The sequence below is a fragment of the Streptococcus sp. CF8-6 genome (assembly GCF_024295845.1).
Classification (GTDB): domain Bacteria; phylum Bacillota; class Bacilli; order Lactobacillales; family Streptococcaceae; genus Streptococcus; species Streptococcus oralis_BO.
Genome location: NZ_JANCOF010000009.1, coordinates 1 through 14,540 on the forward strand (window position 1 = coordinate 1; position 14,540 = coordinate 14,540).

Consider the following 14,540-nt stretch of genomic DNA (forward strand, 5'->3'; position numbering starts at 1 on the left):
CGCCTTTGTCAAGAACTTTTTTCAGTGAATTTGATTTTTCTTTTCCTCACTAACTTAGCCACGGCTTCTGTTCGTGCAGTGTGGGGAAACATATCGACCGACTGGATATACTGGAGGTCATAGACTTTTACTAGTTTGACCAAATCTCGTGCCAAGGTCGAAACATTGCAGGATACATAGACCATTTTTTCTGGAACATAGGTCAGAATGGTTTCCAGTAGCTTATCATCTAAGCCTGTACGAGGAGGGTCGACTATCAAAGCATCCGCTCGGTAGCCATCTTTATACCAGCGTGGAATAATCTCTTCAGCTGTTCCCGCTTCGTAATGGGTATTGTCAAACCCCATTCTCTGAGCATTTCGCTTAGCATCTTCAATGGCTTCTGGAATAATATCCATTCCTCTGAGACTCTTGACCTTATTTGCGAAGGCAAATCCGATCGTCCCAACACCGCAATAGGCATCGATTAGATGGTCTTCTTTGCTGACATCCAGAGCCTTAATTGCTTCACTATAGAGAATTTCTGTCTGCTCCGGATTAAGTTGATAAAAAGCTCGGGGCGAGAGAGAAAACTCATAGTCGAGTACTCCTTCTTGAATGCTCTCTTGGCCCCAGATAATTTCCGTCTTTTCACCATAGATTTCACTTGTTTTTGCTGTATTTGTATTGACAGCAACCGTGACAACTTCTGGAAAATCATTGACTAAATCTTCGACCAGTTGATTTAAATTAAGCTGGCGATTTGTGACAATGATAATCTGAACTTGCCCCGTTTTTCTTGCTCTGCGTACCATGATGGTGCGAACACCGAGCGTTTTTCTCTCATCTGTAATTGGAATTTGGTGGTAAGTAAGAAGTTCAGCTAGGCGATTCGCTATTACTTGGGTTTCCTTATCTTGCACCAAGCAGTCTTTCAACTCTACGAGATAATGAGAGTTTTGCGCATACAAACCTGCCTTGACCTGATTTTTAAATTTCCGAGTCTGGAATTGAAGCTTAGCACGGTAGTACTTGGGTTCCTGCATTCCGATAGTTGGACGGATTTCATAGTTTTCATATCCCGCAGGGGCAAATTTTTTCAGGGCTTGGTGGAGCAGATCCGTTTTGAACTCTAACTGTTTATCATAGTGGAGGTGCATGATTTGGCAACCACCACATTCATTATAAATCGTACAAGCTGGTACGACTCGAAATTTAGACTTCTTATTAACCTTTAGTAATTTGGCTTCAACAAAGTTGCGTTTAATAGAAGTAATTTGACAATAGATGTCTTCTCCTTTGAGGGCTCCAGGCACAAATACTAAAGTTTTTTGGTAAAATCCGATTCCCTCGCCATTGATGCCCATCCGCTTGATTTTTAAAGGTATTTTTTGTTTGACTTTCAGATTCATACCCCTATCTTATCACATTTTAGGGTATAATAGAACTATGAAAATCACAAAACTTGAAAAGAAAAAACGTCTCTACTTGATGGAGTTAGATGGACAGCAAACCTCTTATATCACGGAAGATACCATTGTCCGTTTTATGTTGTCCAAAGATAAGGTGGTTAGCAAGGAAGAATTAATCGAGATACAGGGCTTTGCACAGTTTTCTTATGGTAAGAACCTCGCTCTCTACCATTTATCCTTCAAGGCTCGTACCGAAAAGGAAGTGCGAGAGTACCTGAAAAAGTATGATATTGAAGAAAAAATCATTAGTCAAGTTATCGCTAATCTTAGAGAAGATAACTGGATAAATGATCGTCAGTATGTCTACTCTATTATCAACGCAAATCAACTCTCTGGAGATAAGGGACCTTATGTGCTAGCTCAAAAACTGTCTCAAAAAGGGATTGCCAAATCAACGATTGAAGAGGTTTTAAAGGATTTTGATTTTTCGGAGGTTGCTCAACGTGTGGCGGAGAAACTTCTAAAAAAATACAATGGAAAGCTTCCCGCTCGTGCCTTGCAGGATAAGATCATTCAAAGCTTGACGAACAAAGGCTTCTCCTATTCTGATGCTAAGAATGTCTTTGACGACTTGGACAGTCAAGTCGACCAAGAAACGACTCAAGAACTCATTTTTAAAGAGCTAGACAAACAATATGCTAAGTATGCTCGAAAGTATGAAGGATACGAACTTAAACAGCGTTTAACCCAAGTTTTAGCTCGAAAAGGCTATGATTTTTCGGATATAGCCAGCGCTCTCAGAGAATATCTTTAACATTTTCAGGTAAAATTCAAAAAAATTAGACCAATTTATGATATAATAGTAGACGATAAACTTATAAATTGTAGAAAGTTGGTTAGTTATGAAACTTCCAAAAGAAGGCGACTTTATTACAATTCAAAGTTATAAGCATGATGGGAGTCTTCACCGTACTTGGCGGGACACCATGGTACTAAAAACAACAGAGAACGCTATTATAGGCGTCAACGACCACACACTTGTTACCGAAAGTGACGGCCGTCGTTGGGTGACTCGAGAACCCGCTATTGTTTACTTTCACAAAAAATATTGGTTTAATATCATTGCCATGATTCGTGATAATGGGATTTCCTACTATTGCAATATGGCCAGCCCCTACTATCTAGATGAGGAAGCCCTGAAATACATTGATTATGATTTGGATGTCAAGGTTTTCACTGATGGTGAAAAGCGTCTCTTGGACGTTGAAGAGTATGAGCGCCATAAACGCAAAATGAAGTATTCTGATGATTTAGACTATATTTTGAAAGAACATGTTAAAATCCTTGTTGATTGGATCAACAATGGACGCGGTCCTTTCTCAGAGGCCTATGTCAACATTTGGTACAAACGCTACATAGAACTAAAGAATCGGTAAAGTTGTCAAACCGGGGTGAGAGCCCTGGTTTTTTATTTGAAAAACCCAGCCTGAAAGCTGGGTTAATTGCTATATATCTAATTTAGTAACAGTAAACTTGATGTGGGAATAGTCTTTTTCAACATCCTTATCCAACAAGAAAGCCGTGGCATCCTTCTTAACCTGAACAAGATCAATGTTCTGGGCTTGAGCTGCATAGACGCATCCACAATAACATTGACGATAAATATCATACTCCTCGCACATCTCCACCGAACGCTTGTAACCTTGATTTTTCTTGAAATCACTTGGGAGATAGTGGGTCGTATAAATCTTTTGCACATCAATTCCGATGCTATTGATGGTTTGAGAATTCTTATGGGGACTGATGGTCAAGGCTGAACCAAAGTAGTCAAAGCCCAAATCCATAGCCACTTGCGCTGTTTTGTCCAAACGATAGTCAAAACAAACCTTGCAACGGTCGCCACCTTCAGGTTCTTCCTCTAGGCCTCTGACTAACTGACGGTATTCATTTGGTTCGTAGGGAGCTTCTAGGTACTGAACCGTATTTCCTGTTCGCTCATTGAAATCACTGACAAATTTTTTGGTGACATAAGCCCGCTTGTGGTATTCTGCCTTGGGGTGGATATTGGAATTGGCGAAATAGATGGTCACATCAGCGTATTTGGTCAGATACTCGAGGGTGTAGGTACTACAAGGAGCACAGCAAACATGCATGAGAATAGTTGGCCGTTCCTCATTCTTTTCCCAAACCTGAACCATTTTCTGCATGACACGGTCATAATTAATCTTCTGATTGGGATTCATCTTGCTCAGAATTTCTTCTACATCAATCATGTTCTTCTCCTTTTACTATTAATTATTTTACCATATATCACCAACCAGCTCAAATCGATTTTATAAAAAGGAAGCGATAAAAGGAGGGATGCTCATTCCCTCCTTTTGTGTTTTTTATGAATTGCTTAGTATAAACAGCTTACATCATTCCACCCATCATGCTTGGATCCATGGCTGGAGCTGGGGTTACTGGTTCTGGTTTATTGGCTACGACTGCTTCTGTTGTTAAAATCAAGCTGGCTACAGAGGCTGCATTTTGAAGGGCAGAACGACTAACCTTAACTGGGTCAATGATTCCCTCTTCAATCATGTTAACCCACTCGCCAGTTGCTGCGTTGAAGCCTGTGCTAACTTCCGCATTCTTCAAGCGGTCAATAACAATAGAACCTTCGAATCCCGCATTGTGGGCGATTTGACGAACAGGCTCTTCCAAGGCACGGAGAACAATATTGCGTCCTGTCGCTTCATCTCCTGTCAATTCCAAATCAGCTACGGCTGGGATGACATTTACAAGAGCTGTTCCACCACCTGCAACGATTCCTTCTTCAACGGCTGCACGAGTAGCGTTGAGGGCATCTTCAATGCGGAGTTTCATTTCTTTCAACTCAGTTTCAGTTGCAGCACCGACCTTGATGACTGCGACACCACCTGACAATTTTGCCAAGCGTTCTTGCAATTTTTCACGATCAAATTCAGAAGTTGTAGTTTCGATTTGAGACTTGATAACCGCAACACGGTGAGAAATAGCTTCAGGATTTCCAGCACCTTCTACGATAACAGTGCTATCTTTGTTCACAGTTACTCTCGCTGCTTGACCAAGCGCCTCAATAGTAGCGTCCTTCAACTCAAGACCAAGATCTTCTGTGATAACTGTTCCACCTGTCAAGATAGCGATATCTTCCAACATAGCCTTACGACGGTCACCAAAACCAGGTGCCTTAACTGCTACTACGTTGAAGGTTCCACGAATCTTGTTCAATACAAGAGTCGGAAGAGCTTCACCATCTACATCATCCGCAATAATCAAGAGTGGACGATTGCTTTGGAGAATGCTTTCTAGAAGTGGCAAGATTTCTTGGATATTGGAAATCTTCTTGTCAGTAATCAAAATGTATGGATTTTCAAGATCAGCCACCATTTTTTCGCTATCTGTCACCATGTACTGCGATAGGTAACCGCGGTCGAACTGCATTCCTTCAACAACTTCAAGTTCTGTTTCCATACCACGTGACTCTTCAATAGTGATGACACCATCTTTACCAACTTTTTCCATGGCTTCAGAGATGTATTCGCCGACTTTCTCAGAACGAGAAGATACGGCAGCAACCTGTGCGATGGCTTCTTTATTGGCAACAGGGATGGCATTGTTTTTCAAGACTTCTACAGCTGCGGCAACCGCTGCTTCAATCCCTCGACGGATACCGATTGGATTGGCACCTGCTGTGACGTTTTTGATTCCTTCACGGACGATGGCTTGGGTCAAGACAGTCGCAGTTGTGGTTCCATCACCTGCGATATCATTGGTTTTTGAAGCTACTTCTGATACCAATTTAGCACCCATATTTTCAAAATGGTCTTCCAACTCTATTTCTTTGGCAATGGTCACACCGTCATTGGTAATCAATGGTGAACCGAATGATTTTTCCAACACAACGTTACGACCTTTTGGGCCTAAGGTTACTTTAACTGTGTCTGCTAGGATATCGACACCACGAACCATAGCTGAACGAGCATCAGATGAAAATTTAATTTCTTTTGACATACTTACTTTCTCCTTCTATTCTTCAATGATTGCCAAAATATTGGCTTCGCCTACGATAATGTACTTTTCATCGCCATCTTTGACATCAATACCAGCGTGGGCTTCAACTAAGACACGGTCTCCAGCCTTAACGCTTGGAGCAACCAAGTCACCATTCAAGGTGCGAACACCTTGTCCTGTAGCTATAACTTGGGCAGTTTTGGTTTTTTCTTGGGCTGAGCCCGCAAGGACAAAGCCTCCAACAGTTTGTTCTTTTTCTTCGATTTTCAAGACCACACGGTCTCCTAATGGTTTCAACATCTGTTTTCCTCCATGATAAACTACATATTATTAGCACTCTTTATATATGAGTGCTAATTCATAGTTCTATTGTATCACTTGGTCAGAAATAGTCAAGAAAAAAGTCTGACTTTGGCAAGATAAAAAGTCTGAGACCAACTCAGACTTTTCAATGTTTATACTCAATGAAAATCAAAGAGCAAACTAGGAAGCTAGCCGCAGGTTGCTCAAAGCACTGTTTTGAGGTTGTAGATAAGACTGACGAAGTCAGTTACCTATACCAGCTGACGTGGTTTGAAGAGATTTTCGAAGAGTATTAAAATGGCAATTCTTCCTCTTCCAAAACCAAGTCTGCCAAATCCTGTCCTGCATTATTTTCACGCATAGCACGTTGGGCACGGCTTTCCAAAAGTTGGAATCCTGTGGCAAGGACTTCAGTCACATAGTTCATCTGGCCATTTTTCTCGAAGCGACGAGTACGAAGTTCTCCATCCACAGAGATAAGACTACCTTTAGTTGCGTAGCTTGCCAAGGTTTCAGCCAATTTCCCCCAAAGAACAAGATTGACAAAGTCAGCTTCACGTTCCCCGTTTTGGTCTTTGTAACGACGGTTCACAGCGATAGTTGCTCGCGCCACTGACTTGTCGTTGTTTGTTTTGTGCAATTCTGGTGTAGACGTCAAGCGCCCAATCATGATAACTTTATTATACATATTTTCTTCCTCCTACTTATCTATTCGTAAGGAATCAAAAAAAGTTACAAAAATTTGTAACTTTTCGAGAAAATTTTTTATTTTTTATGCCCCATGAAACCTGTCGCCTGTTGATTGGCCATAATGGTCATATCTGTAATCTGCACACGACGAGGCTGACTGGTCACATAGATCACTGTATCTGCAATATCCTGAGCTTGCAAGGCCTCAATTCCCTGATAGACGGTGGCAGCACGCTCTTTGTCACCATGAAAACGAACTGTAGAGAAATCTGTTTCGACAATTCCTGGCTGAATGGTTGTCACCTTGATGTCCGTTGCGATCGTATCAATTCGCAGTCCATCTGAAAAAGTCTTAACTGCTGCCTTGGTGGCTGAATAAACTGCTGCACCCGCATAGGCATAGATTCCTGCGGTTGATCCCATATTGATAATATGTCCCTGATTGGCTTTTACCATAGAAGGCAAGAAACAGCGAGTAACCGCCATCAAACCCTTCACATTGGTATCCAGCATGGTCAGCATATCCAACTCTTCATAGTCCTGATAGGGAGCCAAGCCAAGAGCTAGTCCAGCGTTATTGACCAAGATATCAATCTGCCCTATCGTTTCCAAAATATCGGAGCAAACAGTCTTGACCATAGTCATATCCGTGACATCCAGTGCAAAGGTCCAAACTGTTTGATTTGGAAAAGTTTCTGCAAACTCTGACTTGAGTGTCTCTAGTCTGTCTGTCCGTCGCCCTGTTAGAACGACATTCGCCCCCTGCTCCAGATAAGCACGCGCAATCGCTTCACCGATTCCTGAGGTAGCCCCTGTAATCACTACATTTTTCGCCATCTTATCCCCCTCTATCTGGTCTATCAAACACTGACAATTTCCTAGGCAGTCCAATGTTTAGCTGGGTCAAATGGAGTTCCGACAACTTGGTCTTCTGATAATTCAATAACCCCACGTTTTTGCGGAGCATTTGGCAAATTCAATTCACGAGGACTGCACATCATGCCAAAACTCTTTTCGCCACGAAGTTCGCCTGGGAAAATGAGATTGCCTTTTGGCATCATCGCTCCAGGAAGAACTACAATGGTTTTCAACCCAACACGCGCATTAGGTGCTCCTGCCACGATTTGCACTGTCTTGTCACTTGCGACTGCAACTTGGCAGATGTTGAGGTGGTCACTATCTGGATGAGCTACCATCTCGATAATCTCACCGACAACAAACTTAGGTTCTTTGTCATTGACAATCTCTTCTGCAAAGCCTTCCGCTCGCAATTCTTGGTTCAAACGTTCTACTTGTTCATCTGTCAAAAAGACTTGACCACGCTCTGCAATTTCAAACAAACTTGAAATTTCGAAAATATTCCAAGCTACTGTTTCTCCATTTTCTTTGAGGAAAACACGGGCTACTTTGCCTTTACGCTCCACGTCCAGTTTGGCATCTCCGCTGTTTTTCACGATGATCATAAGGACATCGCCAACATGCTCTTTGTTATATGTAAAAATCATTGTTTCCATTTTCTCCTATTTCAGTCCTGCTAAAAAGTCGTTAATTTGTTCCTTGCTTTTACGGTCGCGATTGACAAAACGACCGATTTCCTTGTCCTTTTCTAGCACAACAAGGCTAGGAATGCCGTACACATCCCAGAGTTTGGATAGATCCATGTACTGGTCACGGTCCACTCGAATAAAGGTGAACTCTGGATTGGTCTCCTCAATCTCTGGCAAGGATGGATAGATATAGCGACAATCGCCACACCAGTCCGCCACAAAAAGGAAGACCTTCTTGCCATCTTGCTCGACAAAACCTGCTAGCTCTTCTATACTACTAGGAGTAATCATAAGACTTCCTCCTCATAGACTAGGTCTTCATTTTCATAGACAAAGGTATAGTGACGGCCATCCTCGAAAATGACTCCTCCGACGAGTCGCTCTAGGCTACTTTCGTAGACTTGAACATAAATAGTCGCAATCTCACCCATATCTGAGAAAAGTTCGCGCACGATAGCGGTCAACTCTTCTTGAGTCTTCATGAGTTTGTGGTTATCTGCTGCTTTTTTAGCCCCTAAAGCAAGGGCACTTAGACCAGCCACAGTCAAGCCAGTCATCCATAATTTCTTAGCTTTCATACCATTCATTGTAACACAAAAAGGGCTCTAGGACAAATGAGGAAGTAGCAGAAAAGCAAGTAAAAAACCTCTTCCCTCGGTGAGGAAAGAAGACTTCTGATTCTTATTGCCAAGCGCCTGAGTTAGCAAGACTTTCCTGAATGAATTAAAAAACCTCTGAGATTCTTCTCAAAGGTTCTGATTGTGCTAATTACTGTTCTCGACTGCTGCAGTAACAAAGGCAGTGTAGAGTTCTTCTGGACGGTTCGGACGACTGGAAAGTTCAGGGTGATACTGACAAGCCACAAAGAATTTATTTTCAGGAATTTCCACAATTTCGACCAAACGATTGTCTGGAGAAACACCTGAGAAGACAAAACCTGCTGTCTCAAACTGTTCACGAAAGGCGTTGTTAAACTCATAACGGTGACGGTGACGGCGTTGCACCACTTCTTGATTGTGATAAGCAGCCGCTGCTTTAGAGCCACGTTTCAACTTAGATGGATAAAGTCCCAAACGAAGAGTTCCACCCATATCCTCAACATCAACCTGGTCACGCATAATATCAATGATAGGATATTTTGTTTCTGGTGCAAGTTCTGCAGAATTGGCACCTTCAAGACCTAAAACGTTACGAGCAAACTCGATACAAGTCAACTGCATTCCCAAGCAGACTCCCAACATTGGGACATCATTCTCACGCGCATAGCGAATGGCTTGGATTTTCCCTTCCGTACCACGTTGACCAAAACCACCTGGCACAATGATGCCATCTGCATCAGACAAGAGTTCTGCTACATTCTCTGCTGTCACATCATTGGCATTAATCCAATTGATCTTCACTTCTGCGTCGTTGGCATAACCAGAGTGTTTCAAGGCTTCGACCACTGAGATGTAGGCATCTTGCAACTCCACATACTTACCAACGAGGGAGATCTTGACTTGTTTTTTCAGGTTCATGACCTTGTCCACCATGGCTGACCACTCTGTCATATCCGCTACTGGTGCGTCTAGTTTCAAATGGTCACAGACAATTTGGTCCATACCTTGTGCCTGCAAATTCAATGGAATTTGGTAAAGGTGTTCGACATCCAAAGACTCGATAACAGCTTCTGGAGCCACGTCACAAAACTGAGCTAGTTTGTTTTTAATTCCTTGGCCAGCTGGTTTCTCCGTACGAATAACCAACATATTTGGCTGGATTCCCAATCCACGCAATTCTTTTACAGAATGCTGAGTCGGTTTGGTTTTCATCTCACCAGCAGCCTTGAGGTATGGAAGCAAGGTTGTATGGATGTACATGACATTATCTGCACCCACATCTGCCTTCATCTGACGAAGAGCCTCTAGGAATGGCAAGGACTCGATATCCCCAACGGTTCCACCAACCTCTGTGATAATGACATCCGAGTCGGTCGTTACAGCGGCACGCTTGATTTTTTCTTTCAAAGCATCTGTGATATGAGGAATAACCTGAACAGTTGCCCCAAGGTATTCTCCACGGCGCTCTTTACGAAGAACTTCACTGTAAATTTTACCAGTTGTCACGTTGGAATATTTGTTGAGGTTGATATCGATGAAACGTTCATAGTGACCTAAGTCCAAGTCGGTCTCAGCCCCATCATCCGTTACAAAGACTTCCCCATGCTGGTAAGGGCTCATGGTTCCCGGGTCGATATTGATATAAGGGTCAAATTTTTGAATGGTTACTTTGAGACCACGATTTTTCAAGAGACGGCCCAGACTTGCTGCAACAATCCCTTTCCCAATAGACGACACCACACCACCAGTTACAAAAATATATTTCGTAGACATAGATTCCTCTTTCTAAAATGCTCAAGGCCTTGTTAACTACGAGGGGAGATCGAAAACAAGACCCTTATGAATAACGACTTTTCAAGAAAACTTCCTGAAAAAACAAAAATAGCTCCCTAGTAACTAGGGAGCCCCGACCTCTAAAAGAGGTGCCCGAACAATATGATACCTCAAAGCAGAACATTTGTCAACCCGAATCGGTAAAAGATGAAAAAAGGAGATTGTTTTCAGAAAACCAACTAAAGATCCACATCCAAACGGATGACCTGCTCTAGCAACAAAAAAAGAGATCAGGCGATCTCCTCTGTGAAGTCTTTTACTCTTCTTCACTCGTTTCAGTATCATCGTCAGAAAACTCATCGTCTTCTTCGTTAAGATCCACGTCTTCACCCAAGTCATCAGGAGCGATTTCGTTGATTTCTGCATCGTAAGCTTCCACTTCATTTTTCTCATCATCTGGATTTTCATCATCATATGAAAGAGCTGGATCTGCTTCGTATGCATCTTCGTCTTCTGGATCATCTGCGTTGTAGTCAATGGCATCTGAGTCGCCATCCATAAAGGCATTGACGCGTTTTTTCTTAGCTTTTGGTGCTACTTCATCGTCGTCACTTTCTTCAAGAGCGATGATTTCTTCGTCGATTTCGTCCACACCATACCATGAACGAAGCCCCCATTTGTTGTCTCCAAGAGAGATGAAGCTACCGTCAAAGTTCAACTCTGTGTAGAACAAAGGCAAAGCTTCGCGGATATCGCTGTTTGATGTTCCAAGGTAGTTTTGAATTTCGTTTACAAGATCACTAAAATGCATCTCATGATCGCGACCACGAAGTTCCAAGATAGCACGCGCTACCTCAATCATAGATAGTTCACTTTTTTCTTGCCCAGCAAATACTTCTAATTCCAAAGCGTTTCTCCTCATTTATACTACTATCGCCAGAGCAAACAGACTCTGACCTCATTTTATCATGTACTCTTTATTGTACGATAATTTTGCGGAATAGTCAAAGGTTAAATGGGAGAAAGTGACAGGACTTTTTATTTCTTTGCTACCCAGCCGATGGAGTCGATTGGTGGAGTTGTAAGAACAAATTGACTGAGTTTTTTATGTGATAAGATGATTTCTAAAATATTGATTTTTCCAGTATAAGACGAATAAATCTTTTGCTTATAATTTTCATTCAAAAAGATATAACCCAATCAAATATTAAACTATTACTTTACATGACTATTGTTGATTTAGATTTTACTTTTTCCAGAGAAGAAAATTTATCTGTCTGTTATATAAATTAAAATGAGGTATTTAGCACCGCTACCTATATCTGTATATTTTCTTATGAGCTAACTTACTCTGATTACTCTTTGTTTCAGTATTGTATAACAAGTCATTTAATTTACGAATAATTTCTTCTTTTTGAAACTTAGAAACACTGTCTACGATTGAAACTTTTTGTGAGATTACTTCAACATACTCATCAATCATCATATTTTGAGAATTTAAAGTAGAAATCATTTTCCATTTAAACCCCTCTATAAATTGTGTATCCAAATATAAATCTTGATAAAAACTATCAATAGTTTTGAGGATATAAAATCCTAATACTCCTTCCCCACCAGACCAATAAAATGGACTGTTAGAAGTCATGGAATCAAAAATTGTTCTACTAGTATAGTTAAAATATCCATTATTATGTTGGACCCTAAATATTAATATCTGCTCAAGGCGTAATAAACTTGATACTGATAGGTTTGCTATTACATTTGATAGGCCAACTTTATTCGTATTCAAAAGATATTCAACTGATAATTGTATATCATTTTGCTTGTCCGAATAAAAATCATTTGTGAAAATTGAATCTAACTTATCAGTAAGTAGCAAATATTCTCTACAAAAGTTATCCATTTTCTTTTTATTGCTAACACGTTTCCAATGTAATTTATTAACAGAGACTTTTATACATTTTTCACTGTTCTTCGCTCTTGTTACCACTTTACCAAAGCTGAATGAATCATATATAAAGTTAAATCTGCTTGAGAATGGAAATTTTTTACCTGACAATAACCATTGAACATATACAATTTTAAGTTCTGACATTTGATGCCTTCTACCAAACTGATTAAACCAATAAAAACCTGTTATTTTTTCATTTCGTTTTGTCCATAATTTATCTAAAATTTCATCTGTAATACGATCGCTAATATTTGTTCTTAAGATTATATCTTTAGCTTGATAAAAAAGATAATTTTGTTGTTCTTCATCGCAATTCATTAATTTTTTAATCTCAGCATCATAAAATTCAATGTTATCGTCCCATTCTGTATAATCGGTATATAACAATTGATATAACATAAAAGCAAGACTGTATTCATTATTCATACTTAATATACAGTTTTTTTGGTATTGATTAAACTGCTCATAAGAATACTCTAAAGACTCAAATAACACTTTTGAATACTCATTAAACGTTCGTTCTGAACCCCTAAAAATGTTTGTATTATAATTAACATTATTTTGAAATAAATTCTTTTGCTTCCAGAACTGATACCATTTAAAATATTCAAATTCTTCCTCATAAAACTTAAAATTACTGAATCTTTTGGAACTTTTTATATTATCCTTAATTCGATTTTCTTTCAATCTGACATATTGGAAATTTGATAATTTTAATACCCTAGAATTTCCATTTTTCTTAACAGATATTTTATACAGATTATGATTATCTATTATTTTTTTGGTCGATATAATTAACCCATCATATACTCTTTGCATATCAAGCTGAGGATGTCTAAAAATCATTTTCCAAAGAGAATTCTCTACAGTTTTATCTGAAAACTTCAAAGAATTTTTTCTTCTAAAAGTAGATCCTAAAAGCTGTTGTTTAATTGGTTTTACATAGTAATTATATATCTGTTCGTTGTCAAAGTTTTTGAACAATTCATTAAATATTTCGATATCATGATTCAATAAAATATACCATGATTTAAAAGGAAGAATTATATCCAAATTAGATGGCTTCTTTCTAGTAATTCTATACCTTTTATCATCTGAGACAAACAATCTCCATTTCAGTTCCACAAACAATCTATAAAATCTATGAAATTCCTCAATATTTTTTATTATCTTCTTGTTTTTATCACCTATTTTTTGATAAACATCTTTTTGTATTCCTATAAATACTAACTCTATAAATTCTTTCTTTTCAAATTCTGATAAATTCCTTGTATCATACTTTAGCCAATTATATAGGAATCTAGGTTCTAAATTATCATAAAGCAATTGTTTCCTCATAAATTGATGATTTCTAAAAAAACTTAATTTATAAATTAAACATTCAATTAAAGTATATTCTCTATCTATTTTATCAATTTTTTTGATATATAAGTCTTTTTGAAATTCTATCCAAAATTTTTGAGTATATTCCTCTTGTATTCTTTCTCTTATTATACTTTGTAAATTATAGTCTACTCCAGAATTTATTGTCGATATAATACTAATCAAAAATAAACTCATTTTCAGAAGAAATACAAAAGCAATTAATAACAAAAGTAGTGAACTTTGCCATAGATAAACTAGATATAGATTCACTTCATTAGTTAGAAGTGATAACTTTATAATATTTGGAACTATTGTAAGAACTAGCAATGAAAATATAAACGCTTTACTTTGACTAAAACGATACCAGAAAAAATCTTTCAACACATAGCTTGTTTTATTTTTTCCAAGATACTTCCCTCGTTCATTATTCTCTGTAGTATACTGTAAAAAACCAATATAAATGCCATACATTCCCAAAACACCAACAACAAAAGAAGAAATGTCAAGAAATGATAGTAAGGATAAATTTAAAAATTTTACATGAAATATTTTCTGAATCAAAACAGATGAAACATAATAAAAAATAACGCTCAGTTTGATTATGTGATGCAGATTTTTCTTAAAATATAAATTATATATATCATTTAACTTATTAGAAAATCCATTATAATTCAATAATATTTTTTCAAAATTTGTTCTAGGAAACTGTCCAATTCCGCCATTTAAAAGTTTGTTAATATTATTTATTACAATAGCCTTCCTTTTTTGAAAATATTTTATTATGTGGTAAGGAATAAAATATATTATAGATGAACATAATATGGAAATGAATAGTAATAGAATTAAATAAAAAAACATAAGATAATCCTTTTCATTTTTGAAACAG

14 protein-coding genes are annotated in these 14,540 nt (G+C 38.6%); 2 read left to right on the forward strand and 12 right to left on the reverse strand.

All coding sequences use genetic code 11. The annotated features are described in order from the left end of the window. Positions 1-8 precede the first annotated feature (8 nt). The gene (gene rlmD / locus NML69_RS09555) at positions 9-1,391 is read right to left on the reverse strand and encodes a 23S rRNA (uracil(1939)-C(5))-methyltransferase RlmD (protein WP_254726603.1); all 1,383 of its coding nucleotides are present in this window, start codon (positions 1,389-1,391) and stop codon (positions 9-11) included. Positions 1,392-1,428: 37 nt separating this feature from the next. On the opposite strand from rlmD, the gene recX reads away from it, so the two are divergent. Both recX and NML69_RS09565 read left to right on the forward strand, forming a co-directional pair. Next, complete coding sequence (recX, locus tag NML69_RS09560; protein WP_254726605.1) at positions 1,429-2,205, forward strand: recombination regulator RecX; 777 nt, start codon at positions 1,429-1,431, stop codon at positions 2,203-2,205. An 88-nt stretch (positions 2,206-2,293) separates the two neighbouring features. After that, positions 2,294-2,827 carry a DUF402 domain-containing protein gene (locus NML69_RS09565; protein ID WP_000775318.1) on the forward strand — a complete coding sequence of 178 codons (534 nt, stop codon included), beginning with the start codon at positions 2,294-2,296 and terminating at the stop codon, positions 2,825-2,827. Positions 2,828-2,896: 69 nt separating this feature from the next. Here the strand turns inward: NML69_RS09565 and NML69_RS09570 are convergent, their stop codons facing one another. The 11 genes from NML69_RS09570 to NML69_RS09620 form a co-directional block, all read right to left on the reverse strand. Beyond that, complete coding sequence (locus NML69_RS09570; RefSeq protein WP_254726607.1) at positions 2,897-3,664, reverse strand: epoxyqueuosine reductase QueH; 768 nt, start codon at positions 3,662-3,664, stop codon at positions 2,897-2,899. A gap of 139 nt (positions 3,665-3,803) precedes the next feature. Beyond that, positions 3,804-5,426 carry a chaperonin GroEL gene (gene groL, locus NML69_RS09575; protein ID WP_254726609.1) on the reverse strand — a complete coding sequence of 541 codons (1,623 nt, stop codon included), beginning with the start codon at positions 5,424-5,426 and terminating at the stop codon, positions 3,804-3,806. A gap of 15 nt (positions 5,427-5,441) precedes the next feature. After that, the gene (groES, locus tag NML69_RS09580; protein WP_000917317.1) at positions 5,442-5,726 is read right to left on the reverse strand and encodes a co-chaperone GroES; all 285 of its coding nucleotides are present in this window, start codon (positions 5,724-5,726) and stop codon (positions 5,442-5,444) included. Between the two features lie 295 nt (positions 5,727-6,021). Beyond that, positions 6,022-6,417: a single-stranded DNA-binding protein gene (locus NML69_RS09585; protein WP_000282459.1), complete on the reverse strand. Its 396-nt coding sequence runs from the start codon at positions 6,415-6,417 to the stop codon at positions 6,022-6,024. 77 nt (positions 6,418-6,494) lie between these two features. Continuing rightward, positions 6,495-7,256, reverse strand: coding sequence for an SDR family NAD(P)-dependent oxidoreductase (locus NML69_RS09590; protein WP_254726612.1), 762 nt, complete (start codon positions 7,254-7,256; stop codon positions 6,495-6,497). A gap of 41 nt (positions 7,257-7,297) precedes the next feature. Next, entirely contained in the window at positions 7,298-7,924 is a 627-nt protein-coding gene (gene ytpR, locus NML69_RS09595) for a YtpR family tRNA-binding protein (RefSeq protein ID WP_254726626.1), read from the reverse strand. Positions 7,925-7,939: 15 nt separating this feature from the next. Continuing rightward, on the reverse strand, positions 7,940-8,257 hold the full coding sequence (locus NML69_RS09600) for a thioredoxin family protein (RefSeq protein WP_254726614.1): 318 nt from the start codon (positions 8,255-8,257) through the stop codon (positions 7,940-7,942). Further along, complete coding sequence (locus NML69_RS09605) at positions 8,254-8,553, reverse strand: DUF4651 domain-containing protein (protein WP_198459262.1); 300 nt, start codon at positions 8,551-8,553, stop codon at positions 8,254-8,256. Before NML69_RS09605 ends, NML69_RS09600 begins: the two co-directional genes overlap by 4 nt. 177 nt (positions 8,554-8,730) lie before the next feature. Beyond that, complete coding sequence (locus tag NML69_RS09610; RefSeq protein WP_198459261.1) at positions 8,731-10,338, reverse strand: CTP synthase; 1,608 nt, start codon at positions 10,336-10,338, stop codon at positions 8,731-8,733. Between the two features lie 316 nt (positions 10,339-10,654). Continuing rightward, positions 10,655-11,245: a DNA-directed RNA polymerase subunit delta gene (gene rpoE / locus NML69_RS09615; protein WP_000418417.1), complete on the reverse strand. Its 591-nt coding sequence runs from the start codon at positions 11,243-11,245 to the stop codon at positions 10,655-10,657. Positions 11,246-11,650: 405 nt separating this feature from the next. Then, on the reverse strand, positions 11,651-14,512 hold the full coding sequence (locus NML69_RS09620; RefSeq protein ID WP_198459260.1) for a hypothetical protein: 2,862 nt from the start codon (positions 14,510-14,512) through the stop codon (positions 11,651-11,653). Positions 14,513-14,540: the final 28 nt, after the last annotated feature.

Bases quoted from the DNA above. Each gene is read 5' to 3' on its own strand.
- NML69_RS09620 (WP_198459260.1), bottom strand. From the start codon at position 14,512: ATGTTTTTTTATTTAATTCTATTACTATTCATTTCCATATTATGTTCA.
- NML69_RS09565 (WP_000775318.1), top strand. From the start codon at position 2,294: ATGAAACTTCCAAAAGAAGGCGACTTTATTACAATTCAAAGTTATAAG.
- recX (WP_254726605.1), top strand. From the start codon at position 1,429: ATGAAAATCACAAAACTTGAAAAGAAAAAACGTCTCTACTTGATGGAG.
- NML69_RS09610 (WP_198459261.1), bottom strand. From the start codon at position 10,338: ATGTCTACGAAATATATTTTTGTAACTGGTGGTGTGGTGTCGTCTATT.
- groES (WP_000917317.1), bottom strand. From the start codon at position 5,726: ATGTTGAAACCATTAGGAGACCGTGTGGTCTTGAAAATCGAAGAAAAA.
- NML69_RS09605 (WP_198459262.1), bottom strand. From the start codon at position 8,553: ATGAATGGTATGAAAGCTAAGAAATTATGGATGACTGGCTTGACTGTG.
- groL (WP_254726609.1), bottom strand. From the start codon at position 5,426: ATGTCAAAAGAAATTAAATTTTCATCTGATGCTCGTTCAGCTATGGTT.
- rlmD (WP_254726603.1), bottom strand. From the start codon at position 1,391: ATGAATCTGAAAGTCAAACAAAAAATACCTTTAAAAATCAAGCGGATG.
- NML69_RS09600 (WP_254726614.1), bottom strand. From the start codon at position 8,257: ATGATTACTCCTAGTAGTATAGAAGAGCTAGCAGGTTTTGTCGAGCAA.
- NML69_RS09590 (WP_254726612.1), bottom strand. From the start codon at position 7,256: ATGGCGAAAAATGTAGTGATTACAGGGGCTACCTCAGGAATCGGTGAA.
- NML69_RS09585 (WP_000282459.1), bottom strand. From the start codon at position 6,417: ATGTATAATAAAGTTATCATGATTGGGCGCTTGACGTCTACACCAGAA.
- NML69_RS09570 (WP_254726607.1), bottom strand. From the start codon at position 3,664: ATGATTGATGTAGAAGAAATTCTGAGCAAGATGAATCCCAATCAGAAG.
- ytpR (WP_254726626.1), bottom strand. From the start codon at position 7,924: ATGATTTTTACATATAACAAAGAGCATGTTGGCGATGTCCTTATGATC.